The 26,778-nt window shown below is 62.9% G+C and carries 18 protein-coding genes and 2 rRNA genes; 3 read left to right on the top strand and 17 right to left on the bottom strand.

Going from position 1 to position 26,778, the window contains the following annotated elements; all coding sequences use genetic code 11:
* Positions 1–48 precede the first annotated feature (48 nt).
* The 10 genes from rpoB to FB389_RS08505 all read right to left on the bottom strand — a co-directional run bounded on the left by rpoB (position 49) and on the right by FB389_RS08505 (position 13,228).
* Positions 49–3,564: a DNA-directed RNA polymerase subunit beta gene (gene rpoB / locus FB389_RS08550; RefSeq protein ID WP_142112738.1), complete on the bottom strand. Its 3,516-nt coding sequence runs from the start codon at positions 3,562–3,564 to the stop codon at positions 49–51.
* 335 nt (positions 3,565–3,899) lie between these two features.
* Positions 3,900–4,652, bottom strand: a complete 753-nt coding sequence (locus tag FB389_RS08545) for an SDR family oxidoreductase (RefSeq protein ID WP_142112736.1) — start codon at positions 4,650–4,652, stop codon at positions 3,900–3,902.
* A complete protein-coding gene (locus FB389_RS08540; RefSeq protein WP_142112734.1) occupies positions 4,653–5,987 on the bottom strand; it encodes an aspartate aminotransferase family protein in 1,335 nt (444 codons plus the stop codon).
* 122 nt (positions 5,988–6,109) lie between these two features.
* Positions 6,110–7,288: an ABC transporter substrate-binding protein gene (locus FB389_RS08535; RefSeq protein WP_142112732.1), complete on the bottom strand. Its 1,179-nt coding sequence runs from the start codon at positions 7,286–7,288 to the stop codon at positions 6,110–6,112.
* Positions 7,289–7,334: 46 nt separating this feature from the next.
* Positions 7,335–8,111: an ABC transporter permease gene (locus tag FB389_RS08530; RefSeq protein WP_142112730.1), complete on the bottom strand. Its 777-nt coding sequence runs from the start codon at positions 8,109–8,111 to the stop codon at positions 7,335–7,337.
* Positions 8,108–9,001 carry an ABC transporter ATP-binding protein gene (locus tag FB389_RS08525; RefSeq protein ID WP_425467255.1) on the bottom strand — a complete coding sequence of 298 codons (894 nt, stop codon included), beginning with the start codon at positions 8,999–9,001 and terminating at the stop codon, positions 8,108–8,110. The genes FB389_RS08530 and FB389_RS08525 overlap by 4 nt, the downstream gene beginning before the upstream one ends.
* Positions 8,998–9,870 (bottom strand): ABC transporter permease, encoded by an 873-nt coding sequence (locus tag FB389_RS08520; RefSeq protein ID WP_142112728.1) that lies wholly within the window; start codon positions 9,868–9,870, stop codon positions 8,998–9,000. The genes FB389_RS08525 and FB389_RS08520 overlap by 4 nt, the downstream gene beginning before the upstream one ends.
* Positions 9,867–10,898, bottom strand: coding sequence for a TIGR03842 family LLM class F420-dependent oxidoreductase (locus FB389_RS08515; protein WP_142112726.1), 1,032 nt, complete (start codon positions 10,896–10,898; stop codon positions 9,867–9,869). The genes FB389_RS08520 and FB389_RS08515 overlap by 4 nt, the downstream gene beginning before the upstream one ends.
* Before the next feature lie 12 nt (positions 10,899–10,910).
* Positions 10,911–12,344, bottom strand: a complete 1,434-nt coding sequence (gene hydA, locus FB389_RS08510; protein WP_142112724.1) for a dihydropyrimidinase — start codon at positions 12,342–12,344, stop codon at positions 10,911–10,913.
* Between the two features lie 35 nt (positions 12,345–12,379).
* Positions 12,380–13,228 (bottom strand): nitrilase-related carbon-nitrogen hydrolase, encoded by an 849-nt coding sequence (locus tag FB389_RS08505; protein WP_142112722.1) that lies wholly within the window; start codon positions 13,226–13,228, stop codon positions 12,380–12,382.
* A 184-nt stretch (positions 13,229–13,412) separates the two neighbouring features.
* Between FB389_RS08505 and FB389_RS08500 the strand changes: the two genes are divergently transcribed.
* From FB389_RS08500 to FB389_RS10935, 3 genes are all read left to right on the top strand, one after another.
* The gene (locus FB389_RS08500; RefSeq protein WP_246043595.1) at positions 13,413–14,780 is read left to right on the top strand and encodes an aminotransferase class I/II-fold pyridoxal phosphate-dependent enzyme; all 1,368 of its coding nucleotides are present in this window, start codon (positions 13,413–13,415) and stop codon (positions 14,778–14,780) included.
* 177 nt (positions 14,781–14,957) lie between these two features.
* On the top strand, positions 14,958–16,013 hold the full coding sequence (locus FB389_RS08495; RefSeq protein ID WP_246043594.1) for a putative F420-0 ABC transporter substrate-binding protein: 1,056 nt from the start codon (positions 14,958–14,960) through the stop codon (positions 16,011–16,013).
* Positions 16,014–16,017: 4 nt separating this feature from the next.
* Positions 16,018–18,216 (top strand): putative F420-0 ABC transporter permease subunit, encoded by a 2,199-nt coding sequence (locus FB389_RS10935; RefSeq protein ID WP_142112720.1) that lies wholly within the window; start codon positions 16,018–16,020, stop codon positions 18,214–18,216.
* 65 nt (positions 18,217–18,281) lie between these two features.
* On the opposite strand, the gene cofE is transcribed toward FB389_RS10935, so the two are convergent.
* The 7 genes from cofE to FB389_RS08455 all read right to left on the bottom strand — a co-directional run bounded on the left by cofE (position 18,282) and on the right by FB389_RS08455 (position 26,476).
* Complete coding sequence (cofE, locus tag FB389_RS08485) at positions 18,282–19,172, bottom strand: coenzyme F420-0:L-glutamate ligase (RefSeq protein WP_142112718.1); 891 nt, start codon at positions 19,170–19,172, stop codon at positions 18,282–18,284.
* Position 19,173: 1 nt separating this feature from the next.
* Positions 19,174–20,172, bottom strand: coding sequence for a TIGR03557 family F420-dependent LLM class oxidoreductase (locus FB389_RS08480; protein ID WP_142112716.1), 999 nt, complete (start codon positions 20,170–20,172; stop codon positions 19,174–19,176).
* Positions 20,173–20,531: 359 nt separating this feature from the next.
* Positions 20,532–20,735: a cold-shock protein gene (locus FB389_RS08475; RefSeq protein ID WP_142112714.1), complete on the bottom strand. Its 204-nt coding sequence runs from the start codon at positions 20,733–20,735 to the stop codon at positions 20,532–20,534.
* Between the two features lie 549 nt (positions 20,736–21,284).
* A complete protein-coding gene (gene rplL, locus FB389_RS08470; RefSeq protein WP_142112712.1) occupies positions 21,285–21,671 on the bottom strand; it encodes a 50S ribosomal protein L7/L12 in 387 nt (128 codons plus the stop codon).
* Positions 21,672–21,740: 69 nt separating this feature from the next.
* Complete coding sequence (gene rplJ / locus FB389_RS08465; RefSeq protein WP_142112710.1) at positions 21,741–22,268, bottom strand: 50S ribosomal protein L10; 528 nt, start codon at positions 22,266–22,268, stop codon at positions 21,741–21,743.
* Positions 22,269–23,155: 887 nt separating this feature from the next.
* Positions 23,156–23,268 (bottom strand): 5S ribosomal RNA (rrf, locus tag FB389_RS08460).
* A 90-nt stretch (positions 23,269–23,358) separates the two neighbouring features.
* A 23S ribosomal RNA gene (locus tag FB389_RS08455) occupies positions 23,359–26,476 on the bottom strand.
* Positions 26,477–26,778: the final 302 nt, after the last annotated feature.

The raw sequence follows: 26,778 nt of genomic DNA, 5'->3' as shown, positions 1-26,778 counted from the left end.
ACTCAAGGTTGTGGTGCGGGTGGCGGCGTCGCCGCCACCCGCAGCACATCAGATCTCGTCGATGCTGTTCGCAGCGTTCGGGCGCCGAGCCAGGTCAATGCCGAGCTCTTCGGCGGCGCGGTAGCCGTCGTCGTCGTCGGATTCCTTCATCTCGATGACATTGCCCTCGCTAGAGAGAACCTCGACGTTCAGGCACAGCGACTGCATTTCCTTCAGCAGCACCTTGAACGATTCGGGAATCCCCGAGTCGGGAATGTTCTCGCCCTTGACGATTGCCTCGTATACCTTGACGCGTCCGGGGACGTCGTCGGACTTAATCGTGAGCAGTTCCTGAAGCGTGTAGGCAGCGCCGTACGCTTCCAGGGCCCAGACCTCCATCTCACCGAATCGCTGGCCACCGAACTGCGCCTTACCGCCGAGTGGCTGCTGGGTGATCATCGAGTACGGGCCGGTCGAACGTGCGTGAATCTTGTCGTCCACCAGGTGGTGAAGCTTCAAGATGTACATGTACCCGACGGAAACCGGATCCGGGAACGGCTCACCGGAGCGTCCATCGAACAGGCGAGCCTTGCCGTCGGGGCCGACCATGCGGTTCCCGTCGCGGTTCGGTCGCGTGTTCGCGAGCAATCCCGCCAAGACGTCCTCTTCCACACCGTCGAAGACGGGCGTAGCGACGCGGCTGCCGGGGTCGGCCTTGCGCGCATGCTCGGGGACCTTGGCGAGCCACTCGTTCGTGGCCTCCTTGAGTCCGGTGATGTCCCAACCCTGCGACGCGATCCACCCCAGGTGGACCTCGAGCACCTGACCGACGTTCATACGTCCCGGAACACCCATCGGGTTCAAGACGATGTCGACGGGGGTTCCGTCCGCAAGGAACGGCATGTCCTCCTCGGGCAGAATCGTCGAGATGACACCCTTGTTCCCGTGCCGACCGGCGAGCTTGTCACCGGCGGTGATCTTGCGGCGCTGGGCGATGTAGACGCGCACCAACTCGTTGACCCCGGCGGGCAGCTCGTCACCGTCCTCGCGGTTGAACGTGCGAACCTCGATGACAGTTCCGGTCTCGCCGTGCGGCACCTTGAGCGACGTGTCGCGAACCTCGCGTGCCTTCTCGCCAAAGATGGCGCGCAGCAGGCGCTGTTCCGGTGTCAGTTCGGTTTCACCCTTGGGGGTCACCTTACCGACGAGCACATCTCCACTCGTGACCTCGGCACCGATCCGGATGATGCCGCGTTCGTCCAGGTCCGCCAGGACCTCGTCCGACACGTTCGGGATATCGCGCGTGATTTCCTCGGGGCCAAGCTTGGTATCGCGGGCGTCGACCTCGTGCTCCTCGATGTGGATCGAGGAGAGGACGTCGTCCTTGACCAGGCGCTGGCTGAGGATAATCGCGTCCTCGTAGTTGTGGCCCTCCCACGACATGAACGCGACCAGCAGGTTGCGTCCCAGCGACAATTCGCCGCCGTCGGTTGCCGGCCCATCGGCCAGAACCGAGCCGATTTCGACGCGCTGGCCGGCGTCCACTAGGACGCGCTGGTTGTAGCTAGTTCCCTGGTTCGAGCGCACGAACTTGCGGACGCGATACGTTGACGTCGTCGCGTCGTCGTTCGCCACGGTAATCAGGTCGGCGGAGACCTCGGAAACGACACCCGGCTTGGCCGCCAGGATGACGTCGCCCGCGTCGACGGCCGAACGCCACTCCATGCCGGTTCCCACCAGCGGGGCCTCGGACCGCACCAACGGCACAGCCTGGCGCTGCATGTTGGCACCCATGAGCGCCCGGTTGGCGTCATCGTGTTCGAGGAACGGAATCAGCGCGGTTGCGACCGAAACCATCTGCCGGGGCGAAACGTCCATGTAGTCAACCTGGTGGACCGGGACGTCTTCCGTCTCGCCGCCCTTGAGGCGAACGAGCACGCGCGGTTGCGCGAACGAACCGTCCGCGTTCAGGGGGGTGTTCGCCTGCGCGATGTTGTAGCGGTCCTCGTCGTCGGCCGTCAGGTACACGACCTCATCGGTCACGTGGCCCTCCACGACCTTGCGGTAGGGAGTCTCGATGAAGCCGAACGGGTTGATCCGTCCGAACGACGCGAGCGATCCGATCAGACCAATGTTCGGGCCTTCGGGCGTCTCAATCGGGCACATGCGGCCGTAGTGCGACGGGTGAACGTCGCGAACTTCCATTCCGGCGCGGTCGCGCGAGAGGCCACCGGGGCCGAGCGCGTTGAGGCGACGCTTGTGCGTCAGACCCGCCAGCGGGTTGTTCTGGTCCATGAACTGCGACAGCTGGGAAGTTCCGAAGAACTCCTTGATCGACGCGACCACGGGCCGGATGTTGATCAGCGTCTGCGGCGCGATAGCCTCGACGTCCTGGGTCGTCATGCGCTCGCGCACAACGCGCTCCATGCGCGACAATCCCGTGCGGATCTGGTTCTGAATCAGCTCCCCAACCGCGCGGATGCGACGGTTACCGAAGTGATCGATGTCATCGGTCTCAACGCGAACGTCGACGGCTTCGCCGCCGCGTTCGCCGGTCAGCGTCGCCTTTCCCGCGTGCAGCGCACACAGGTACTCGATCGCGGCCAAGATGTCATCAATCGACAGCACCGACTCACTCAACGGCTTGTCGACGCCGAGCTTCTTGTTGATCTTGTAACGACCGACCTTGGCCAGGTCGTAGCGCTTCGATGAGAAGTAGAAGCTCTCAAGCAGGTTGCGGCCGGCTTCCGCCGTGGGCGGCTCGCCCGGACGAATTTTGCGATACAGGTCGACGAGGGCCTCGTCCTGCGTTGAGACCGTGTCCTTCTCGAGCATCTCGAGGACGGCGGGGTAATCGGCGAAACGCTCGCGGATTTCAGATGCCGACAGCCCCAGTGCCTTGAGCAGGACCGTGACCGACTGCTTGCGCTTGCGGTCGACGCGAACGCCCACCGAATCGCGCTTGTCGATCTCGAATTCGAGCCACGCACCGCGTGACGGAATCACCTTTGCGACAAAGATGTCCTTGTCGCTGGTCTTGTCCGGGGTGCGCTCGAAGTAGACGCCGGGTGAACGCACCAACTGGGAGACGACAACACGCTCGGTGCCGTTGATGATGAACGTTCCCCGCTCGGTCATCAACGGGAAGTCGCCCATGAACACCGTCTGAGACTTGATCTCTTCGGTGGTGTGGTTGTAGAACTCAGCCGTCACGAACAACGGGGCGGCGTAGGTGAAGTCCTTCGCGCGGCATTCCTCTGCCGTGTGCTTCGGTGGTTCGAAACGGTGGTTCGAGAACTGCAACGACATGGTCTGCGCGAAGTCCTCGATCGGAGAGATCTCTTCGAAGATCTCTTCCAGACCAGAGGTTTCGGGAACATCGCGGCGGCCAGCCGCCTTGGCGGCAGCCACGCGGGCCTGCCACCTTTCGTTCCCTAACAGCCAATCGAAGCTCTCGGTTTGGAGAGCTAGAAGATTCGGAACCTCCAACGGTTCATATATCTGCGCGAACGAGATACGGCCGGAGGCCGTACGGTTCGCGATAGCTTCTTTGGACGGAGCAGAAGGGGTGCGCGAGGCAGCCAAGTGGGGTCCTTCCCTGCGAAACGGATGCACGCCAGCGTCGAAATGATGCCCGTTTTGACACACCAACCGGCGGGAATACCATTGGTATCCACGAAAGTCGGCATGACAACGCGAGCCACAATAAGGCGCAAAGCGACAGCATACCGGATCGAGAGAGAATAAAGCAAGTCGGCACAATTGTCGACTTCCCCGCCCCAGCGTGTCGACCGATCGGTTGCCGTCATTGCGGCAAAACGAGAAGGCGCCGGCGACTAATCATCCGCATGCAATCCGCGAATCGTCACCGGCGCCCGCGGCCCGCAATGCCGCTGGGAATGCGTCTGGCTACCCGGGGATCACACCCCCGTGCGGGCGATGGTTGTATTGTTCGCCTGCGCCCGCGGGCGAACAATCAACAGGTCCAGGTTCACGTGATCGGGACGCGTCAGCGCAAACGCGATGACGTCCGCGATATCGTCGGCCACCAGGGGCTGGTACCCCTCGTAGACCGCGGCGGCGCGCTTCGCATCCCCGTCGAAGCGGACCAACGAGAACTCCTCGGTCGCCACGTTTCCCGGCGAAATCTCAATCACCCTAATCGGCTCGCCCACGAGTTCCCAGCGCAGGGTCTGCACCAGCATCCGTTCCGCGTGCTTGACGCCCGTGTAGCCGGCGCCGCCGGGATACGGCGCGTGGGCCGCGGTCGAAGTGACCGTCAGCACATCGCCGGCGCCGCTCGCGCGCAGCAGCGGCAACAGCGCCTTCGTTACCTGCAACGTACCGATGACGTTGAGTTCGTACATCTTTCGCCACTGCGCCACATCCGCCTCGGCGACGGGATCCAGGCCGAACGCTCCCCCGGCGTTGTTTACGACGGCGGCCAAGCCGCCCGTTTCCTCCAGGTGGCGAGCCAATTCGGCGACGGCGGACTCGTCCGTAATATCGAGCGGGTACGCCTGCGCACCTGTCTGTGCGGCCAGTTCCTCCAGGCGATCAGCACGGCGAGCCGCGGCGATTACGCTGAAACCTTCCGCGCACAGCCTGCGCACGGTGGCCGCCCCGATCCCGGACGATGCACCCGTGACCAGAACGCGACGAGGGGATGACATTTAGGACTCCTTGGAAAGTTGGGAAAGCACGTCGGCGATGATCGCGAGGCCCTGCGTCGCCTCGTCATCGGTCACCACGCACGGTGGAACTATGTGAATTCGATTGTCGGCCAGGAACACCAGCAGACCCCTATCGAAGCACGCCGCCTTGATCGCCGCCATAGTGGCCGGCGTCACCGGCTCCCGCGTGACTCGATCGCGGACCAATTCGATGGCCCAAAAGACTCCGCTGCCGCGGACTTCACCGACCAGCGGGTTGGAGGCCGCCAGATCGGTCAGAGCAGGCGCGATCACCTCGGAACCGATACGCGCCGCGTTCTCGACGATGCGCTCGTCCTCCATCGCGGTTATGGTCGCCACGATCGCGGCCATCGCCAGCGGATGCCCCGAGTACGTGAGCCCGCCCGGAAACACCCTGTCGTCGAATGCGTGCGCAATGGGCCCGCTCAGCGCGACCCCACCTGCGGGAACGTAACCGGAATTGACGCCCTTGGCGAAGGTCACCAGGTCGGGAACGACGTCGTGCGCCTGGAAAGCGAACCAGTTGCCGGTTCGCCCAAAGCCCGCCATTACCTCATCGAGTATCAGCACGATCCCGTACTTGTCCGCGAGCCTGCGCACGCCCGCAAGGTATCCGGGCGGCGGTGTGAGGATACCGGCGGTGCCAGGAATCGATTCGAATAAGATGCCGGCGACGGTGTCCGGCCCCTCGCTCTGGATGGTCCGCTCCAGGCTGTGCAGAGCTCGTTCGCATTCCTGCTCGGGCGTAGTCGCCCAAAACTCCGTCCGGTAAAGATAGGGGCCGAAAACGTGCACGTGCCCGCGCGAATACTCGTTCGGCATGCGGCGCCAATCACCGGTCGCGTTGATCGCAGCGCCCGTATTGCCGTGGTACGACCGGTAGTGCGAGATGATCTTGTCACGGCCCGTGTACAGGCGCGCCAGCCGGATCGCGTTCTCGTTCGCGTCCGCCCCGGCGTTGGTGAAGAACACCTTTTCGAAAGAATCGGGCAGGTGGCGCAGTATCAACTCCGCGGCCGTGGCGCGCTGCCCATTGGCGGTGGCGGGCGCGATCGTGGTGAGGATATCGGCCTGCGCCTTGATGGCCGCGACGACCGCCGGGTGCTGGTAGCCAATGTTGACGTTGACCAGTTGACTGGTGAAATCTAGCCACCTGCGGCCAGATTGGTCCCACAGGTGGCAGCCCTGCCCGCTGTCCACCGTGAAGTTCGGAAGGTGCGCTTGCGCGGACCACGAATGAAATACGCGCGCGTGATCGGCCGCAATGACAGCCTCATCGCTCAGGCTTAGCGAATTAGTGGTGGATGTGGACATGGTTGAACCTCGCAAACATGCGACTAGGGGGCTACTCGGTGGGTTGGCTTCGGGGGCCCGGGCTCCCGCCGAACTGGCGGGAGCCCGGGATCACGGCTTGGCGGGATAGATCAGCACGCCGATCAGTTGCCGCCCTCGTTCAGGGTGACGACCTGGGGCTGGAAGTCGGACCCCATGACGTCGACGCCTTCGGCCTTGAGCTCTTCCAGAGCCTTGGTGACGTATTCGTTGGAGTACGCGGTTTCCGGCGGGTCCTGCGTGATGATGGTCGAGCCCGTCTCATTCTTGGTTCCCTTGGCGATCGAAACGGTCTGGTCCCACGCGTCCTTGTTGATCATGCCCACCCCGGAAGTGGACGGCCAGATCAGCTTGTTCACCTCGTTAGCCATCCACAGTTGGTGGCTGGTGCCGAGGGTAGATCCCGCCTCGGTGACGATGTCCGCGCCCTCTTGCGGGTGGTCGCGCACGTACGCCCAGCCCTTGATCGAGGCCTTGATGAACTTCACCGCGGTGTCCGCGTAGTCGGCATCCGAGGCAAGCTTGTCGGAATCCGCCCAGATGGCGTCCTGAAGCATCGCCGTGCCCTCATCGTTCCAGTTGATGACGTTGAGGTCGTCGGCCGTGTAGAGCTTGCCGGTATCCGGGTTCTTGGTCTCCAGGACCTGGGCGTACTCGTTGTATGTCATCGCCTGGGCCGCATCGATGTCACCCGACAGGAAGGCGTTCATATCGAATGCCTGCTGGACCAAATCGATGTCCTTGGTGGTGTCGATCCCGGCCTTTTGCATCCCGGCGAACAATTCCCATTCGTTGCCGTACCCCCACGAGCCAACCTTCTTGCCCTTGAGATCCGCGGCAGTCTTAATCTGCTTGTTCTTGAATGAGATTTGGGTCGTCCCGGAGCGCTCGAAAATCTGCGCGATATCGGTCACCTTGGTGCCTTGCTCGATCGAGCCCAGCACCTTGGGCACCCAGGAGATGGCAAAGTCGGCATCGCCGGCAGCCAGAACGTCGATCGGCACCGTGTCGGTGCCGGCTTCCTGGATCGTGACGTTCAGGCCCTCGTCCTTGTAGAAACCCTCGGCTACTGCCGCGTAGTATCCGGCGAATTGAGCCTGGGCGACCCACTGCAATTGCAAAGTGACATCCTTGAGTTCGCCCGATGCGGCGTCGGTGGATGTGCTTGCTTCGGGCGACGTGGTTGACGATGAGCTCGATGATCCCGAGCATCCGGCCAGGGCAAGAGCCACGGCCGAACCCAATGCGACTGCGCCGAGCGCGCGGCGGTTCAGTGTTTTCATGGAGGTTTTCCTCTCTTAGGGCGTGGAAGGGAGGTCAGGGATCGAGTCAGCGCGCCTGGCGGCGACGCAAAGTGACCCGTTCCACGAGTGAAGTGGCGACAAAGAAAACTACGCCGATGATGACGGCGCCTATCACGTACGCCCAGGCGAGGGCGTAGCGCGACGAGGAAACCGCGGAGGTGATGGACCGGCCCAAACCGTCAACCGGGCCACCGAAATACTCGGCAACGAGCGCCGAGATCACCGACACCGAGGAAGCAATCCCCAGGCCAGTGAAGAAGAAGGGCAACGCGCCTGGCAGCGTCACCGTTTTGGTGGTCTGCCAAGGGGATGCCGCATATACCCGCATGAGGTCGCGGTGGATTGGAGCCACTGTTTGCAGGCCCCGCAGCGTGTTGATGTAGACGGGCACAAAGGCCGCGAGCGCCGCGATCATGATGCGCGCGGTTTGCACGCTTTGCCCGAACATCGAGTAGAGCACCGGCGCCAGCGCGACGATAGGTACCACGGAGGCGGCCATCACGATCGGAGCGCTTGCCTCGCGTATGAGTCGAATCGCGGACGAGGCCCCCGCCCACACAAGAGCTGCCAACACACCGAGCGCGAGCCCGAACAGGGAGTTCTTCGCGGTCGCTCCGGCGGCGGACGCTATGGTGTCAAGGTTGCCCGCAAACTGTTCGGCGATGGCTTGCGGGCTCGGCACGACGTACGGCTTTAGGTCATAGAACGTGACAACCCATTGCCACGCGCCCAGGAAGATCGCGCCGAACGCCAGCGGAGCGATCACCGCCCGGAGCCTGTCCCACACTGCGCCGGCGCTCATCGGATGTCCACCCCTTTGGCACCGCCCGACGCCGGCGCATCGCCGTGGGCAATGTGCAGCGCATCGCGGACCGCGGCGACTCGTTCAAAGAACTGCGTTTCCTCACGCAAATCTTCGGCGCGATCTTTGGCGCTGCCCAGTGCGACGTCGATGATCCGCTCGACCCTGCCGGGACGCGGTGACATGACGACAACGCGGTCCGAAAGGTAGACGGCCTCGGGGATCGAGTGGGTGACGAATACGACCGCTGCGTTTGTTTCCGCACGGATGCGCAGGAGCTCCGTTTGTAGTCGTTCGCGCGTCATCTCGTCGAGCGCGCCGAACGGTTCGTCCATGAGCAGCAGGCTGGGGCTTTCTGCCAGTGATCGAGCTATCGCAACGCGTTGTTGCATACCACCGGAAAGTTGTCCGGGCATGTGTCCGGCGAAGTCGGACAGGCCCACCAGGGCCAGCAGCTCTTTTGCCCGCGCTGCGCGAGCGCCCTTACCCTGCCCGTGGAGTTCCAGCGGCAACTCTATATTTGCCTGCACCGATCTCCACGGGAGAAGACCGGCCTGCTGGAACGCGATCCCGTAGTCCTGCGCTTCGCGGGCCGCCTTGGCGGGTTTGCCGAAGACGTCGATGGTCCCGCTCGTGGGCTGATCGAGGTCGGCTATCAACCGCAACAGCGTTGACTTGCCGCAACCCGAGGGACCAATGAGCGACACGAATTCGCCCGCAGCAACGTCAAGCGATACGTCGCTGAGCGCCGTGACTTCGCCGGATTTTGCGGCGAAGATGCGGGTGACGTTCTTTACCTCCACGGCAACGGCGGGGCCCGACGGCGGCTGGCTTTGGACGCGCATGGGTCCTTCTTGCGCACCCGATCCGGGTGTCGGTGTTGTACTCATGCGTCTACCTCCGCATATCGATAGCGTTTTAGGGTTAGGCCAATCAGGTACACGATCCCGGCAGACACCAATCCGATCAGCACCGCCCCGAAGATGGGAGACCACGCCTTGGCGGGATCCGAGGAACCCGCCTGACCGAACTCGATGATCATCCGGCCCAGGCCTCCCTTGAGACCCGTGGAAACCTCAGCAACGATCGCTCCTACCACGGCGTTGGCAGCCGCCAGCCGCAGGGCCGGCAATAGGTACGGCACCGCCGCCGGGAACCGGAGTTTCGTCAGCGTCGTCCACCAACTGGCGTTGTACGTTCGGAATAGTTCGGTGTGCACGTCCTGCGGGGATGACAGCCCGCGCAGCATGCCGACGGCAACGGGGAAGAACGCCAGGTACGAAGCGATGACAGCTACGCTCATCCAGGGTTGCCAGTCGAATGTTCCGAACTCGAGCTTGGATCCCCACCCCTTGACCAGGGGCGCCAGCGCGATGAGCGGGACCGTTTGGCTCAATATGACCCAGGGGAGGATCGCCGCCCGCGCGACCTGTAGGCGTTGCATAAGCACCGCCAGGCCCACCCCCACCACGACGCCGGCAACCCACCCGACGCCGGCAATGCCCAAGGACATGGCTCCCGCCGCGAGTACCGCCTGCCACAGTGGAACCGCGTTGGAAGCGCGGTTTATTGGCTGCGCGGCACGCGCGATCATGTCCCACACGTGCGGCATCGCGGTATCAGCGGTCCGCGGTAACACCGTGATGTCGCCGATGCTGACGCCGCCCGCGGGCCCGAGAGCCTTGTACAGCTCCCAGATGGCGATCAGCGCGATGATTCCGATGGCGCCGGTGATGATCGTGCGTGCTTTACCGTTCATGCCGTCGCCGTAACGGTTTCTGCCATCGCTGGGATGATCCGTTCGCCGTACATCCGCAGCGTTTCTTCTTTGTTGTCGTGCTGCAAGTAGGCGGCGTATTGCGTCACGCCGAGTTTCTTGAGCTCACCGAGCTTTTCTACGTGCTCGTACGGCGAGCCGAGCAGGCAGAATCGCTCAACGATTTCGTCGGGCACGAATGAGGCGTGGCTGTTGCCTGCTCGCCCGTGCTGGTTGTAGTCGTAGCCTTCTCGTCGTTCGATGTAGTCGGTCAACGCCTTCGGAATGGCGGAGTCCGTGCCGTATCGCTTGACGATGTCAGCGACGTGGTTGCCGACCATGCCGCCGAACCATCGGCACTGCTCGCGCATGTGGGCGCGCTCCGCCGGCGACTCGCCGTTTCCCGTATAGGCGGGTGCTGCGACGCAGAACTTGATGTCGTCGGGGTTGCGTCCGGTCGCTTCGGCGGAATCGCGCACCGCCTTAATCATCCAGCCGGCGATGTCCGGGTCCGCGAGTTGCAGAATGAACCCATCGCCAACTTCCCCGGTCAGTTTCAGGGCGAGCGGCCCGTAGGCCGCCACCCAGACGTCCAGTTCCGACCCCTTGGCCCACGGAAACTGGATGGTGCGATCATTGAGTTCGACCGATCGCGAATTGCCCAACTCCTTGATCACGTGAATGGCGTCACGCAACGTCGCCAGGTTTGTTGGCCGACCGTTGAGCGTGCGAACGGCGGAGTCGCCCCGGCCGATGCCGCATATCGTGCGGTTCCCGTACATCTCGTTGAGGGTCGCGAACAATGACGCCAGTACCGTCCAGTCGCGGGTGGCCGGGTTGGTGACCATCGGGCCCACCACGATCTTGCGCGTGGCCGCGAGCATCGCCGAATAGATGACGAACGGCTCTTCCCACAGCAGATGCGAATCGAACGTCCAAGCGTGCGTGAACCCGTAGTTTTCCGCTTGCCGGGCCAGATCCACGACGCGCGACGCCGGAGGATCCGTCTGCAATACAATTCCGAAATCCATGTTTCCCCCGCCTCAGATCAGGTACTGGCTTAGGCCGCGCTTGATGTACTTTCCGTGCGACGTCGACCCGAGGAACGTGTTGTTGTCCACGATGATCGACCCGCGCGAGATGACCGTGTCGACGTGCCCGGCGATCTCGTAGCCCTCCCACGCGGAATAGTCCATGTTCATGTGGTGGGTCTTGTTCAGCCCGATACTCGTGTGGCCGTTCGGGTCGTATATGACCACGTCGCCATCCGCGCCGGGTTGAATAACGCCCTTTTGGCCGTACATCCCGAACATGCGGGCGGGCGTCACCGAGCAGGTCTCCACCCAGCGCTCAAGCGTGATCTTCCCGTCCACGACGCCCTGGTAAATCAGGTCCATGCGGTGCTCGACTGATCCGATTCCATTTGGGATCTTGGTGAAGTCGCCGATGCCCAGTTCCTTTTGGTCGGTCATGCAGAACGGGCAGTGATCGGTGGCAACAAGTTGCAGATCGTTGGTCCGCAACCCCTGCCACATGGCCTCCTGGTGGCCCTCCTCGCGCGAGCGCACCGGGGTCGAACAAACCCACTTCGCCCCCTCAAAGTCGCCCCATTGCTCGCTTACGGCCGCCAGGTGCTCTTCGAGCGAGAGGTACAGGTACTGGGGGCACGCCTCGCCGAAGACGTTCTGGCCGCGGTCGCGGGCGGTAGCTATCTGCTCCACCGCCTGCTTGGCTGAAACGTGGACTATATACAGCGGCACGCGTGCCAGATCGGCCAGCATGATCACGCGGTGGACGGCCTCTTCCTCGGTCTGCCAGGGCCGCGTGGTCCCGTGGTAATAGGGCGTGGTGTGGCCCGCCTCGATCGCCTGCTTTTGCAGCACATCGATGACGGAACCATTCTCCGCGTGCATCATCATGAGCGCGCCGTTCTCGGCGCCCTTCTGGAACGCGCGGAATATCTGCCCGTCGTCCGACAAGAAGACGTCCTTGTAGGCGGTGAACAGCTTGAAGCTGGTCACACCCTCGCTGATCAGTTCGTCCATCGCCGTCAGCGACGAATCCTGCACGTCCGACAGAATCTGGTGGAAACCGTAGTCGATGACGCTGTTACCGGCGGCCTTTTCGTGCCATAGGTGATACTGATCGAGGATGTTCTGGTGTGGATACTGAACCACGAAGTCGACAATGGAGGTCGTCCCGCCCCAAGCGGCCGCGGTGGTCCCCGTCTCGAATGTGTCCGAAGCGCTCGAGCCTCCGAACGGCATCTCCATGTGCGTGTGCGCGTCAATTCCGCCAGGAATGACGTACTTGCCGGTGGCGTCGATGACCTTATCCACCGCTGACTTCAGGTCGGCGCCAAGCAACTGGCTGCCCGGCGGCAGCACGGCGGCGATCTTTTCGCCCTCGATGAGCACATCAGCCAGCCCGCGACCGGTTGAGTTAACGACGGTGCCACCCGTGATGAGAGTCTTCACAGCGTTTCCTCCTCAAAGTCAGTTTCTGCAACGAATCACGGCGCGACGATCGGCCCGTAGGCATCGGGACGGCGATCGCGGAAGAACTGCCAACGTTCGCGAACCTCGCGGACCTTGTTGAGGTCAATGTCGCGGATGTAGAGCGCGTCGTCTTCGGTGGAGCCGACCTCGCCGACGTATTCGCCATCGGGCCCAACAAGGTAGGACGACCCATAAAACTTGACGGCCTCGTCGCCATATTCGTTGTCCTCTAGACCGACCCGGTTGTTCGCGACGATAAACACACCGTTCGCGACCGCGGCGGCGGGCTGCTCAACCTCCCACAGGCGGTTCGAGATGCCCGGGGCCGTAGCGTTCGGGTTGAAAATGATCTCGGCTCCATTGAGCGCGGCAACGCGCCATCCCTCGGGGAAGTGCCGGTCGTAGCAGATGTTGACGCCGACCTTACCGACCGCCGTGTCGAACACGGGCCAGCCCAGGTTGCCGGGGCGGAAGTAGAACTTCTCCCAGAACTTCGGGACGTGCGGGATGTGGTGCTTGCGATACTTCCCCAGCACCGTCCCGTCGGCGTCAATGACGACGGCGGTGTTGTAGTAGACGCCAGGTTGGTCTTCCTCGTAGATCGGCAGAACCATCACGATGCCCAGTTCCTTGGCCAGCGCGCTGAAGCGGTCGGTCGTCGGGCCGGGGATGGTCTCCACGTATTCGTAATACTTGGGGTCCTGCGTGATCCCGAAGTAGGGGCCGTAGAACAGTTCCTGGAATCCGATGATCTGGGCGCCCGCGGCCGCGGCTTCCCGCGTCCAGTCCTCGTGCAACTGGATCATCGATTCTTTGTCGCCAGTCCAGCGGGCTTGGGTATATGCAACACGAACAACAGACATTTCTTGTTTCGCCTCCGATGCGGTGGAAATCCTTCTTCGGTGGCGGACGAGTCGAGTGCTGCGGCCACCACCTCGTCGTGATGCTTGTAACTGTGGCGGTTGAACATTTCGGCGGCGTAACCGTTGCTAATTGGGTATGTCGCGTACGTAAATTCATGCTGGATTGCCCCCAAAGTGCCCCCAAATGAACGGAATCGGGGGAACTATTGCAGCCATGCAGATCAATGTTTCCGTCCTGGTTGAACATATCGAGGACACCAGTCCGCGCGGTATCGCCGCGGGAATCGCGCGTCTGCTCAAGGCAGGAACCATCAGCGCCGGCGATCGCCTCCCCACCGTCCGCGACGTGAGCCGCGCCCTTGGCGTAAGCCCCGCAACGGTCAGCGGCGCCTGGCGCGCACTGGCGGACGTGGGGCTGGTGATCGCACGCGGGCGAGCGGGAACCTACATGCTTCCGGGAAGGACCAGTTGGCTCCCGCCACGCTACAAATCAATGAACGAGGCCATGGAGCCCGCCGCCATCGACCTCTCAACGGGAACCCCGGATCCGACTCTCTTGCCCTCCATCCAAAGGACGCTGACCCGCGCGGCCCGCACCATCGCCGGTGCCGACACAGACAGCTACGTCGCTCCCCCCGTATTGCCGCAATTGGAGGCGGTGATTCGCGAATCGTGGCCGTTTCGCCCGCAGCGCCTGACGGTGGTCGATGGCGCGCTCGACGCGATTGGCCGGGTGCTGGACCAGGTAACCACGTTCGGTGATCGCATCGGCGTGGAAGACCCCGGGTTTCCGCCCATATTCGACCTCCTGGAGCAGTCGGGCCGCGACCGCTTCCGGATTCCGCTCGATGCGCACGGCATCACCGTAGCCGGGTTGTCCGCCGCGCTTCGCCACGGGGTCAGGGCGGTCGTGGTCCAACCGCGAGCGCACAACCCGACGGGTGTGAGCATCACCGCGACCCGTGCCCGCGAATTGGCCGCGGTGCTGCGCGCTCACCCCGATGTGGTGGTCATCGAGGATGATCACTCGGGCGAGGTGAGCGTCGCCCGCGACATCAGCATCGGTAACTTCCTGCCGGACCAGGTTGTGCGGATCCGTTCGTATTCGAAATCGCACGGGCCCGACCTGCGCATTGCCGCGGTCGGCGGGCCCGCAATAATCATCGATCCGTTGGTGGCCCGCCGGATGCTCGGACCCGGCTGGACCAGCCGGCTACTGCAACGCCTCCTGTTTGACCTTTTGACGGACGCTGACGCGATCGCGGCGGTTTCGGAGGCGCGCCGGGTCTACTATGGCCGCTCCCATCTCTTGGCTGCCGCCCTGACCGATCTGGGGGTCGCCGTTACCCCCGGGGATGGTTTGAACCTCTGGGTGCCTGTGCACGACGAGGATGCCGCGTTGACGCGCCTGGCCGGCGCCGGCGTGCGGGTCGCGCCCGGAAGCGTCTTCACGATCGCCCCCGCGAGCGCGCACATCCGGGTATCGGTTTCCCGCCCGGTTGAGTCCATTCCGGAACTCGCACGCATCCTTGCGTTGGCCGCTAGGCCATAGAGGCGGCGCCGGAGCGTGAACATTTCGGCGGAGTTAACCGCTTCTCACCGCCCTTAGGATGGATTTACTGACCGCGAGTTGTCTATTGCTCGCAGCGGCGTCCCGGTGAGTGGGGCGCGAGTCACCAGGCGCCGGTAGCGCGCCCTTCCCGATCCCACCTTATGTAAGGAGACCTTCGTGACCCCACTCACACCGCGCCTCGTGGCTTCGATGACGGTCAGCGCCGTGGCGCTGGCAACGTTGCTTGCCGGATGCGCCAGTTCTACTGACACCACATCCGCGACGCAGGCCGCCGCGAGCCAGACCGGAACCGAGGAGACGCACTACCCCCTAACCATCACGAACTGCGGCGTTTCGGTGACGATCGCGGCGGAGCCGCAAAGGGTCGTCACCGTCAAATCGTCAACGGCGGAAATGATGCTGGCGCTGGGCGTGCAATCGAAGATCGTGGGCGCCGCCTACTTGGACGGCCCGCTGCCGGATTCGCTCGCCGATCGCACGGTTCCTGCTCTAACGTCACCGCTCAGCGACAAGGTTCCCGGGCAGGAATCCGTGCTGGCGCTGGAACCGGACCTGATTTACGCCGGTTGGGAGTCGAATGTGAGCGCGAAGGGAATTGGCGATCGCGCGGAGCTGGCGAAACTTGGTATTGCCACGTACGTTCCCCCACCGGCGTGCCAGGGAGAAAACCAACCCGATCCGCTGACCTTTGACGATGTTTTCGCCTCGATTCGCGAGGCCGGGCAGATATTCAATGCGGCCGCGGCCGCAGATTCGCTCGTGAGCGCGGAGCGGGCGGCGCTGGCAAAGGTAGTAAAGGACGGACGAGACCTGCGTGCCCTGTGGTGGTCTTCCGGAACGGATACGCCGTTCGTCGGCGGCGCTATCGGCGCACCCGAACTGATCATGGAGGCCGCCGGTTTGCAGAACATCGTGACGGAGAAGGCATCGTGGGCGTCATTCGCCTGGGAAAATGTCGCTGCCGCGGATCCCGACGTGATCGTGCTGGTCGATTCGACGTGGAACAGCGCCGAAAAGAAGAAGGCCTATCTGGCGTCGAATCCGGTCACCAAGGAATTGAGTGCGGTCAAGGAGGGCAGATACATCGTTGTCCCGTTCGCGGCGACCGAGGCCGGTGTCCGCACGGTCGATGCCACCGTGTCCATTGCCGATCAGCTCGGTGCGTTGAGCGTCGATTCACCGGATGCCACGCCAGCGGACGGCCAGGAGTAGGACGATGACGCCGGTTGGGGCCGCGCCGGTCGGTCAACGTGAGCCGTCGGCGCACTCGCACGGCGCCGGCGCGGCGGGGCTCCCGCACGGCACAGGGGCGGCACGACCCGAGTCGGCGGGAGCGGATGCAAGGCCCGCACACCGCGGAAACGAGTCCGCCGCCACGCGCCGACTTGCGGAGGCGGCAACGGATGGGGACGCCGCACACCCCGCGGCTCCCCGCCGGCCCCTGCACAGCGCGGCGTTTGTGGCGGGGCTAGCCGCCGTGCTGATTGCGTCGATCCTGATCGCGATCACGCTCGGTTCGGCGCACCTGTCGCTCGGGGAGGTGTTGCGCGCGCTGGCCACACACCTGGGCGTCAACGAGGCCCTTCGGCTGGACCCGCTAACCACCATTCGCGACGCGATCGTGTGGGAATTGCGCGTTCCGCGAGTCCTCACGGCCGCCGCCGTGGGGGCCGGCTTGGCCTTGTGCGGGGCGATCCTGCAAGCGTTGACACGCAATCCGCTTGCCGACCCTTACCTGCTCGGATTGTCGTCCGGCGCCTCGCTGGGAGCGGTCTCGGTGCTGCTGCTCGGCGTGAGCGTTGCCCTGCCCGCAGCGGCGTTCGCGGGGGCGATGCTCGCGCTCACGCTGACGGTGACCTTGGGCGGACGCGGTTCGATGAACCGCACGGTCTTGGCGGGAATCGCGGTGTCGCAGGGGTGTTCCGCCGTGGTCTCCCTCGTCATCTTCTGGACTGCCACCGGCGATTCCTACAGAGAAATACTCTCCTGGCTCATGGGATCTCTGGCGGGGGCGCAATGGAAATCCGCGGCGATCGTCTGGGCGGCCGCGATCATCGGCATAGCGCTGTGCTTCGTGGGAAACGTGCTCGACGCCTTCGGATTCGGCGATGACGCCGCGACCGCGCTCGGCGTTCCGGCCGGGCGCGTCAGGCTCATTTTGTTCGTTGCGACCGCGCTGCTCACCGGCGCGCTCGTCTCCCAGTCGGGGGCGATTGGGTTCGTCGGGCTCATCTTGCCGCATGGGGTGCGCATGGTTGTCGGTTCCAGCTATCGGGTGGTCCTGCCGGTATCCGCGTTGGCAGGGGCAATCTTCTTGATCTGGGCGGACACTGCTGCGCGGACCGTCTTTTCTCCGCGCGAGCTGCCGGTCGGGGTCGTCACATCCGCAATCGGTGTCCCGGTCTTTGCGTGGCTGCTGCGCAGGCGCAGCAAGGTTGCGCTTGCGCGGCCCGCGCCGGCGCATGTCGCGGCCGGAGTCGAAGATGCGGCGCCTTCACCCGCTCGCGGCACGGAGCTCGGCTACGCCTCAGCAGGATGCGAACCTGCGATTCCTGCGCCCGCACTGCGCGGCCGCGCCCCCGCCGCGCAGCCGACACCGGGCTCGGCTCGCTTCCCTCGCCCCACTTTGGCGCCTGCGACAGGCGAATTCGGTCTGCGTGCGGCCGGTGTGGCCTGGGCGGCCGATGGAACGCTCATCATTGACGGCGTTGACTGCGTCGCGCCCGCGGGCACCGTTACGGGACTGATTGGACCGAACGGCTCGGGCAAGTCGACGCTATTGCGCGTCCTGGCCGGCCTGCGCGCGCCCGCGGGCGGCACGGTCATGGTCGGAGATCGTGACCTGGCGGCGCTGTCCGCGCGCTCCCGGGCCCGCGTGATCGCCGCGGTGGAACAGGCGCCGCAACCAGCGGCCGGCATGACCGCCCTCAACGCCGTACTGCTGGGACGGATCCCGCACCGCTCGCTGCTGGCCTCGGCGACCCGGCAGGACACATCCGCGGCGCTGGAATCGCTGCGGCAAGCCGGCGTCCTGCATGCGGCGCAACGCGACATATCCACGTTGTCTGGCGGGGAACGGCAACGCGTTCACATTGCGCGGGCGCTAGCACAAGAACCGGCGGTGCTCGTCCTCGATGAGCCAACTACCTACCTAGATGTCGGTGCCCAACTCGATGTGCTGCGGCTGCTCCGCGAGGTCGCGGCGAGGGGCGTGACCGTGATTGCGGCAATCCACGAACTCACTCTCGCCGCCGACTTTTGCGATCGCGCCATCATGTTGGACCGCGGGCGCGTGCGCGCGGCGGGACAGGCCAGCGAGGTCCTACGCCCCAGATTGATCGCCGAAGTCTACGGCGTGCGCTGCAGACGCCTCACCGATCCAGCCACCGGGGAATCGGTCCTCAGTTTCGCGTAGGCCCTTGCGGGTGCAGGTTGCCGCGACCGCCCTGCGCAGCCCCGGTCTTGGTCATACGGCGCGTGCTACTGCCCCGCAACCGGATCCCGTTCGGCTGCCGCCCTACCCGCCTCGTACCCCCGCCGGTATGCCTCGTCGCTGCCGAGGCGGAACATGTCGTCCGCGGCCGGCCGCACTATCGCGCGCGCCCCGCCGCCGTCGTGGTGCGTCGTCCACGATGCCGCTCCCCTGATCACGGCCACGGGCACTCCGCAGGCCTTACCGCGCACCAACTCGCTTGCGCCGGCTAGCTCGTCGGCGACGGCAACAACGGTGGCGCTGAGCACTCGTCCCTCTCTGTCCACCCCGCCGCGCAGGTCGTCCAGGACGGTGACCCCGGCCGCGCCGATCGCCATGTCCGTGACCCCCTGACGCCAGGCGCGCCCCGATGTGTCGGCGATAATCACCCCGACCCGGGCCCCCGTCAGTTCCCTCAACCGCGCGCGTATCCCCCGCGCGCTGGCGTCCGGGTCCACGGGTAGCAGCAGGACGGTCCCCGCGGGCGTATTCGATGCGTCGACTCCGGCGGCGGCCATCACGAGCCCCAGCCTGTTCTCCACGATGCGAGTCAGGCCCGCTCCGTGCGCGCGGGTCGCCACGACCCGCACCGTTTCATCCGTGATCGCCTGCTCACGATCAACCGCTGCTACGACGCGCCCTTCCGCCTTGGAAACGACTTTGCTGGCTATGACGACCACGTCGCCGTCACGCAGCATCCACCCGCCCGGGGGTGAATCCGCGGCCGCATCCTGCGCCACCGCTATGGGATGTTCACGGCCTGGCAGCTGTCTAGTTCCGGCGGTGGCGGGCCCGGCATCCCGCCCGCCCGCGCCAGCGACGGCCGCGGCGATCAGTTCTCCCAGGTCGGCGCCGCGTGCCACTTCGCCGATCCCGGTGATCGGCCAGATGCTCAGCATGCTACCGGTGCAGCTTCGGCAGCACCTCGCGGCCGAACACCTCGACCCATTCGGCCTGGTTGCGGCCAACATTGTGCAGGTAGATTCGATCAAACCCCAAATCGACATACTTTTGCAGGGCCGCGCGGTGCACATCCGGGTCGGAGGAAATCACCATCCTTCCCGCAAAATCCTCCGGGCGCACCAGCTTCGCCATCTGTTCGAAGTCGAACGGCGAGCGGATATCGGCCTTGGGGAACTTCATGCCACCGTTGGGCCATTCGTGCATCGCGTTCGCCAGGGCTTCCTTTTCGGTGGGCGCCCAGGAAAGGTGAACCTGCAAGGCCTTGGGCATTGCCTCGGGGTCGCGGCCCGATTCACGCGCGCCATCGGCGAATTTCCCGAACAGCATGGCGATCTTCTCCAGGGGTGCGCCGACCGTGATGAGCCCGTCCGCGACCCGTCCGGCGCGTTTTGCGGTGACGGGACCCCCGGTAGCTACCAGGATTTCCGGAGGGGTTTGCGGCATCGTCCACAGCCGCGTCGATTCGAGCTTGTAGAACTGGCCCGCGTGCTTGACGTCCTTGCCCGCGAGCGAGGCAGCGAACAGCTTCTTTATGATGTCGATCGCTTCGAACATGCGGTTGATGCGCTCCGGGGCTTCCGGCCAGTATCCGGCGATGATGTGTTCGTTCAGCGCCTCGCCCGATCCCAGGCCCAGCCAGTGCCGACCGGGGTACATGGCGGCGAGCGTGGCCGAAGCTTGCGCGATCATGGCGGGGTGCCACCTGAAGGTTGGGGCGGTGACGCCCGGCCCGATGTCCCCGCTGGTCCGCTCGCCCAAGGCCGACAGCACGTTCCACACGAACGCGGCTTCGCCCTGCGCGGGCACCCACGGCTGGAAGTGATCCGCGGCCATGACGCCGCTAAAGCCATGCTGTTCGGCCAGTTGTGCGGTCTCTAGGATCTGCGTGGGGTGGAACTGCTCAAGGGCCGCGGCTAGACCAATCGTCAAACTCATGGGATGACACTACGGTGGCGGTGTTGTTGGGCGGCTTCGGTTGTGTTTCGAGAGTGAAAAAACATTTGCGGACGAGTGCCCCCGGCACCCGCGCCCAGCGTCCCCGCAACGGCAGCCTTCCGCGGCGCCCGCGCCGACCCACCCTGCGGCTGCCGCCAGGCGCGCCGCATCCGCGATAGCCCCGCCCCGCCCGGTACGCGAAGCGAATCCCCATCAAACAACCCGCGACACGCCCGAGCCATCCACACGTTCTGGCGTATGACCCCGAACTCGCCCCACGACCTCGCCCTGAAACGACCGTAGCCCCCTCAAGATTCCCGCGGGAAGCTTGAGGGGGCTACGGCTGCTGAATCTGTGGATCAGATCGCGCGGATGTTGGTGGCCTGCGGGCCCTTTTGCCCTGCCTCTACGTCGAACTCGACCTTCTGCGCCTCGGTGAGGTTGCGGTGGCCGGTGCCAACGATTGCGCTGTAGTGCGCGAAGAGATCTGCGCCGCCGTCATCGGGCTCGATGAATCCGAAGCCTTTGTCGGGGTTGAACCATTTCACGGTTCCTGTTGCCATGTGTTTTCCTTTGTTCGTGGACTGATGATCCAGTCCGGCTGACACGACGTATTCTGTGCCGTGCAGATTTTGGGGTGGGCGCCGGTCAGCTCGTAGAGGGACCGCTGCGCGATAGAAGAAACCGGCGGAAGGTTCCGGCGGCTGCGATGGCGTGACCGCGCACCATGAGGCGTCGCGCAAGCCGGCGCGCTGTGCGGGTGCTGGCCGGTGGCCAAAGAGTTCGTGTTAACTGTAAGTCGCTTCGTTGTTGGGGCAGTGCGTCGCGGGTAATGCCGCGACCACCTTGAGCACTATCGCAAAGCGAAGTGCCCAACCGAAACTGCGACTATTGAAACCGAGAGATCCGAGCGCCATGCACCCGCATCGCCGTTAACTCTACGGCATGCGCCAGCAATGCGCTACCGCGAATTTCCGCCGGACAGCAGGACCAACGGATACGCACAATATCGGGGCCTACACCAACCGAAAATGCCGTAGGCCCGCACCCAATTGGGTGCGGGCCTACGGTCAATCAATGCGGCGTGAACCGCGGTCCCTTGCGGGCTCAGATCACTTGACGGTGACCTTGGCGCCGGCGGCCTCCAGGGCCTCCTTTGCCTTCTCAGCGGTTTCCTTGTTGACGGCCTCAAGCAGCGGCTTGGGAGCACCGTCGACGAGCTCCTTGGCCTCCTTCAGACCGAGCGAGGTGAGGGCGCGCACCTCCTTGATGACCGCGATCTTCTTGTCGCCAGCCGACTCGAGGATGACGTCGAACTCGTCCTTCTCTTCCTCGGCCTCAGCGGCGCCAGCGCCCGGGGCGGCGGCAACTGCAACCGCTGCAGGAGCGGCGGCGGTTACGTCGAATTCCTCTTCGAAGGCCTTCACGAAGTCGGAAAGCTCGATGAGGGTCAGTTCCTTAAAAGCTGCAATGAGTTCTTCAGTGCTCAGCTTCGCCATGATTGGCGTTCCTTCCTAATTGGTCTGCGAAATAAGCAGGTTTTGGTTGATGCTGACGATCGAAGTCGATCAGGCAGCTTCGGTGGACGCCTGCTTCTCGCGCAGCGCCTCGATGGTGCGGACAGCCTTGGACGCGGGTGCGGTGAGCAGGTAAGCCGTCTGGTACAGCTTGCCCTTCATCGCGCCGGCAGCCTTGGCCAGCAGAACTTCGCGGGACTCGAGGTCCGCGAGTTTTTCGATCTCAGCGGCCGTTACCGGGCGTCCATCCAGGACACCCGCCTTCAAAACGAGCTGAGGGTTCGCCTTGGCAAAGTCACGCAGGCCCTTGGCCGCCTCGACCGGGTCACCGGTCACAAAGGCGATTGCGGACGGGCCGTGCAATTCGGCGTCGAATCCTTCGATGCCGACCTGCTTGGCCGCGATTGTTGCGAGCGTGTTCTTCACCACGGCGTAGGATGCGTTACCGCGAAGCGACCGGCGCAGCTGCTGGAGCTGAGCAACGGTCAGGCCGCGGTACTCGGTCAGCACTGCCGCGTTTGCCTGCTGGAATTCATCCACCAGTTCCGCAACAGCGGCTGCCTTGTCTGGCCTCGCCATGGCATTCCTTCCGATGATGCAGGTCGCCCTCGCCCCACATCATAAAAAAGCCCCGCGCAGGGCGGGGCACATCGGAGAAAACTCCACTGAGACTCGTCACCTGCGCCGGCCTTCGCATTTATGCGAGACTTCGGAGAGAGCACCCGAGCAATTAGCGCGGGCACGCCCATCGACCTGCGGTCTTGGGTTACGAGGATAAGTATACACGACAGCGACGAGGCTCGCCACCCCTCCTAAATTCCCTGCGCACGGGGGACGCCGCGTGGCGCACCGAAGGGCTCGGGCGATTCCGGCCACTCGACGGGTCGCGGTACCCGCTGACATTGCCCCGGCGACCGTGCGCTGCAGCGGCGGTGTCGTTGGCACCTTGTAACGTCCCCGTATCGGGCATAGGCCAAGGCATTGGCGTTTCCATTCCGTGCACTCTCGTTTAGGTGGCTGATCGCACACCATGGCGGCACCATCGGCGGTGGACATTCGTGAACGCTTCGGCGCAAGCGTCTACACGTGGTTCCGCGGCGGTATGAGCCTGAGCCTACGCTCCGCCCTTCTCGGTGGGGCAGCGGTGACGGAGCGCGCATGCGCCGACTACACCAGGGCCGGAGTGGTGCCGACGGATTCTTCCCATCGGCTTTTGCGGCGTGCAGTAGTCGCCCCCCCGTTCCATTCTCGTGGATTGCGAGAACCTGGTCGCTTTCGACCCGGAGCAGCGCGAGATCCTCTGGTACGAAGCGAGCGCAGATACTGAATGTCCTCGCATCATGCAGCAGTCCCCAGACCCGTGGTTGGTGGGTGGTGCGTGTTGCGTCTGTGTGGTGGGTGGTGTGTTTTGTTGTGGGATGCGCGAAGGCCCACCAGTGTGTGGTGGGCCTTCGTGTTTGGTTAGTGTTCGGCGGTGTCCTGCTCTCCCACCCCTAGGGGCAGTACCATCGGCGCTGAAGGGCTTAGCTTCCGGGTTCGGAATGGGGCCGGGCGTTTCCCCTTCGCTATGACCGCCGTAACATTTGTCAGAGTGTAGCAAACCATGTTTGTGTTTGGTTTGGTGGTTCTCTGGGAACCGTATAGTGGACGCTTACGTTTGTTTTGTGTTGTGTTGAGGTTGTTGGCTGATTAGTACCGGTCAGCTCCACAGGTCGTTAGTCCCTGCTTCCACGTCCGGCCTATCTACCCAGTGGTCTAGCTGGGTGCCTTCCACCATTACTGGTGTGGAAACCTTATCTTGAAGCAGGCTTCCCGCTTAGATGCTTTCAGCGGTTATCCCTTCCGAACGTAGCTAACCAGCCGTGCCACTGGCGTGACAACTGGCATACCAGAGGTTCGTCCGTCCCGGTCCTCTCGTACTAGGGACAGCCCTTCTCAAGTTTCCTACGCGCGCAGCGGATAGGGACCGAACTGTCTCACGACGTTCTAAACCCAGCTCGCGTACCGCTTTAATGGGCGAACAGCCCAACCCTTGGGACCTACTCCAGCCCCAGGATGCGACGAGCCGACATCGAGGTGCCAAACCATGCCGTCGATATGGACTCTTGGGCAAGATCAGCCTGTTATCCCCGGGGTACCTTTTATCCGTTGAGCGACCACGCTTCCACTTGCCGTGGCCGGATCACTAGTTCCGACTTTCGTCCCTGCTCGACCTGTCAGTCTCACAGTCAAGCTCCCTTGTGCACTTACACTCAACACCTGATTGCCAACCAGGCTGAGGGAACCTTTGAGCGCCTCCGTTACTCTTTGGGAGGCAACCGCCCCAGTTAAACTACCCACCAGGCACTGTCCCTGAACCAGATCATGGTCCGAGGTTAGGAGCCCAGCCCGATCAGAGTGGTATTTCAACATTGACTCCACAACCACTGGCGTGGCCGCTTCATAGTCTCCCACCTATCCTACACAAACCGGACCGAACACCAATACCAAGCTATAGTAAAGGTCCCGGGGTCTTTCCGTCCTGCTGCGCGTAACGAGCATCTTTACTCGTAATGCAATTTCGCCGAGTTCGTGGTTGAGACAGTAGAGAAGTCGTTACGCCATTCGTGCAGGTCGGAACTTACCCGACAAGGAATTTCGCTACCTTAGGATGGTTATAGTTACCACCGCCGTTTACTGGGGCTTAAATTCTCAGCTTCGCTCTCAAGAGAGCTAACCGGTCCTCTTAACCTTCCAGCACCGGGCAGGCGTCAGTCCGTATACATCGTCTTGCGACTTCGCACGGACCTGTGTTTTTAGTAAACAGTCGCTTCTCCCTGGTCTCTGCGGCCCTTACCCGCTTCCCACCGCATGGATGGTAACGGTCCGGGCCCCCCTTCTCCCGAAGTTACGGGGGCATTTTGCCGAGTTCCTTAACCACGATTCTCTCGATCGCCTTAGTATTCTCTACCTGACCACCTGTGTCGGTTTAGGGTACGGGCGGCTAGAACCTCACGTCGCGGCTTTTCTAGGCAGCATAGGATCACCCGCTTCACCCCCAATGGGGCTCCCCATCAGTTCTCAGGCACATGAATGGCGGATTTGCCTACCATTCGCCCTACAACCTTAGACCTGGTCAACCATCGCCAGGCACGGACTACCTTCCTGCGTCACCACTGTTAACACGTTTACCTACTACAAGTTCAGTTCCCAGCCCACCACAACAAGAACAACCCCGAAGGGAAGTACCTGACGCGGTGAGGTGGTTAGTATCACAAGCCTTGGTATGGGCGGTTCTTCGCCGGTAGCAGAATATCAACTGCTTGTCCATCGACTACGCCTGTCGGCCTCGCCTTAGGTCCCGACTTACCCAGGGAAGATTAGCTTGACCCTGGAACCCTTGGTCATCCGGCGGACGGGTTTCTCACCCGTCTTTCGCTACTCATGCCTGCATTCTCACTCGTGTAGGCTCCACCACTGGGTTACCCCGCAGCTTCACTGCCCACACGACGCTCCCCTACCCATCCACGCACCTGGACCACAAAGGCCTAGCATACGCGTGAATGTCACGGCTTCGGCGGTGTACTTGAGCCCCGCTACATTATCGGCGCGGAATCACTTGACCAGTGAGCTATTACGCACTCTTTCAAGGGTGGCTGCTTCTAAGCCAACCTCCTGGTTGTCTATGCAACTCCACATCCTTTCCCACTTAGCACACGCTTAGGGGCCTTAGCCGGTGATCTGGGCTGTTTCCCTCTCGACTACGAAGCTTATCCCCCGCAGTCTCACTGCCACGTTCTCACTTACCGGCATTCGGAGTTTGGCTGACGTCAGCAACCTGGTGAGGCCCATTAGCCATCCAGTAGCTCTACCTCCGGTAAGAAACACGTGACGCTGCACCTAAATGCATTTCGGGGAGAACCAGCTATCACGGAGTTTGATTGGCCTTTCACCCCTATCCACAGGTCATCCCCCCAGTTTTCAACCTAGGTGGGTTCGGTCCTCCACGCGGTCTTACCCGCGCTTCAACCTGCCCATGGATAGATCACTCCGCTTCGGGTCTAGACCCAGCGACTATAACGCCCTATTCGGACTCGCTTTCGCTACGGCTTCCCCACACGGGTTAACCTCGCCACTGAGCACTAACTCGCAGGCTCATTCTTCAAAAGGCACGCCGTCACCCCAACTAAGAAGGCTCCGACGGATTGTAAGCACACGGTTTCAGGTACTATTTCACTCCCCTCCCGGGGTACTTTTCACCTTTCCCTCACGGTACTAGTCCGCTATCGGTCACTAGGTAGTATTTAGGCTTACACAGTGGTCTGTGCAGATTCACACCAGATTTCACGGGCCCGATGCTACTTGGGATCCTCAAAAGGAGGCCATGAGATTTCGTTTACGGGACTACCACCCTCTATGGTCGGCCTTTCAATACCGTTCAACTATCAACACGACTTTCTCACTCCACGGGTAACTGTCAGATCACCCAATCAAGTCCCACAACCCCACACACGCAACGCCTGACAACTTGACACGCGCATGGTTTGGCCTGATCCGCTTTCGCTCGCCACTACTCACGGAATATCTCTTCCTGCCGGTACTGAGATGTTTCACTTCCCGACGTTCCCTCCACTTACCCTATATATTCAGGTAAGGGTAACTAGGCATAACCCTAGCTGGGTTCCCCCATTCGGACACCCTCGGATCACAGTTCGTTTGCCAACTCCCCGAGGCTTATCGCAGGCTACAACGTCCTTCATCGGCTCCTAGTGCCAAGGCATCCACCCTGTGCTCTTAAAAACTTCAACAAAACCAAGAAAACAACAACAAAAAATGTCATCAAACTCGATCACACAAAAACAAGATGCTCGCGTCCACTATACAGTTCTCAAACAACCAACGAACCAACCAGCCCCACCCCCCAAAACAACCAAGGAACAAGACCAACACGCCGCCAAGAAACAACCACACGTGATTGCCTCAGGACCCAATAGTGTGTCCACACCACCACCACACCACCCAAGCACCCTCCACAACCCCCACCAAAATGAGGACCGGTACTAGAAACTCGAACAACGCGATAACAGCAATAGTTGATGTTCCACCCAAT

The sequence above is a fragment of the Rarobacter incanus genome (genome assembly GCF_006715765.1).
GTDB lineage: Bacteria > Actinomycetota > Actinomycetes > Actinomycetales > Cellulomonadaceae > Rarobacter > Rarobacter incanus.
This window is presented reverse-complemented; position numbering and strand designations above follow the sequence as displayed.

Excerpts from the sequence above, each read along its gene's own strand:
- rplJ (WP_142112710.1), bottom strand. The coding sequence starts at position 22,268 with ATGGCGAGGCCAGACAAGGCAGCCGCTGTTGCGGAACTGGTGGATGAA.
- FB389_RS08480 (WP_142112716.1), bottom strand. The coding sequence starts at position 20,172 with ATGAGTTTGACGATTGGTCTAGCCGCGGCCCTTGAGCAGTTCCACCCC.
- FB389_RS10935 (WP_142112720.1), top strand. The coding sequence starts at position 16,018 with ATGACGCCGGTTGGGGCCGCGCCGGTCGGTCAACGTGAGCCGTCGGCG.
- FB389_RS08540 (WP_142112734.1), bottom strand. The coding sequence starts at position 5,987 with ATGTCCACATCCACCACTAATTCGCTAAGCCTGAGCGATGAGGCTGTC.
- FB389_RS08515 (WP_142112726.1), bottom strand. The coding sequence starts at position 10,898 with ATGGATTTCGGAATTGTATTGCAGACGGATCCTCCGGCGTCGCGCGTC.
- FB389_RS08535 (WP_142112732.1), bottom strand. The coding sequence starts at position 7,288 with ATGAAAACACTGAACCGCCGCGCGCTCGGCGCAGTCGCATTGGGTTCG.
- FB389_RS08530 (WP_142112730.1), bottom strand. The coding sequence starts at position 8,111 with ATGAGCGCCGGCGCAGTGTGGGACAGGCTCCGGGCGGTGATCGCTCCG.
- FB389_RS08520 (WP_142112728.1), bottom strand. The coding sequence starts at position 9,870 with ATGAACGGTAAAGCACGCACGATCATCACCGGCGCCATCGGAATCATC.
- FB389_RS08500 (WP_246043595.1), top strand. The coding sequence starts at position 13,413 with ATGAACGGAATCGGGGGAACTATTGCAGCCATGCAGATCAATGTTTCC.
- FB389_RS08505 (WP_142112722.1), bottom strand. The coding sequence starts at position 13,228 with ATGTCTGTTGTTCGTGTTGCATATACCCAAGCCCGCTGGACTGGCGAC.
- FB389_RS08545 (WP_142112736.1), bottom strand. The coding sequence starts at position 4,652 with ATGTCATCCCCTCGTCGCGTTCTGGTCACGGGTGCATCGTCCGGGATC.
- cofE (WP_142112718.1), bottom strand. The coding sequence starts at position 19,172 with ATGCTGAGCATCTGGCCGATCACCGGGATCGGCGAAGTGGCACGCGGC.
- FB389_RS08525 (WP_425467255.1), bottom strand. The coding sequence starts at position 9,001 with ATGAGTACAACACCGACACCCGGATCGGGTGCGCAAGAAGGACCCATG.
- FB389_RS08475 (WP_142112714.1), bottom strand. The coding sequence starts at position 20,735 with ATGGCAACAGGAACCGTGAAATGGTTCAACCCCGACAAAGGCTTCGGA.
- rplL (WP_142112712.1), bottom strand. The coding sequence starts at position 21,671 with ATGGCGAAGCTGAGCACTGAAGAACTCATTGCAGCTTTTAAGGAACTG.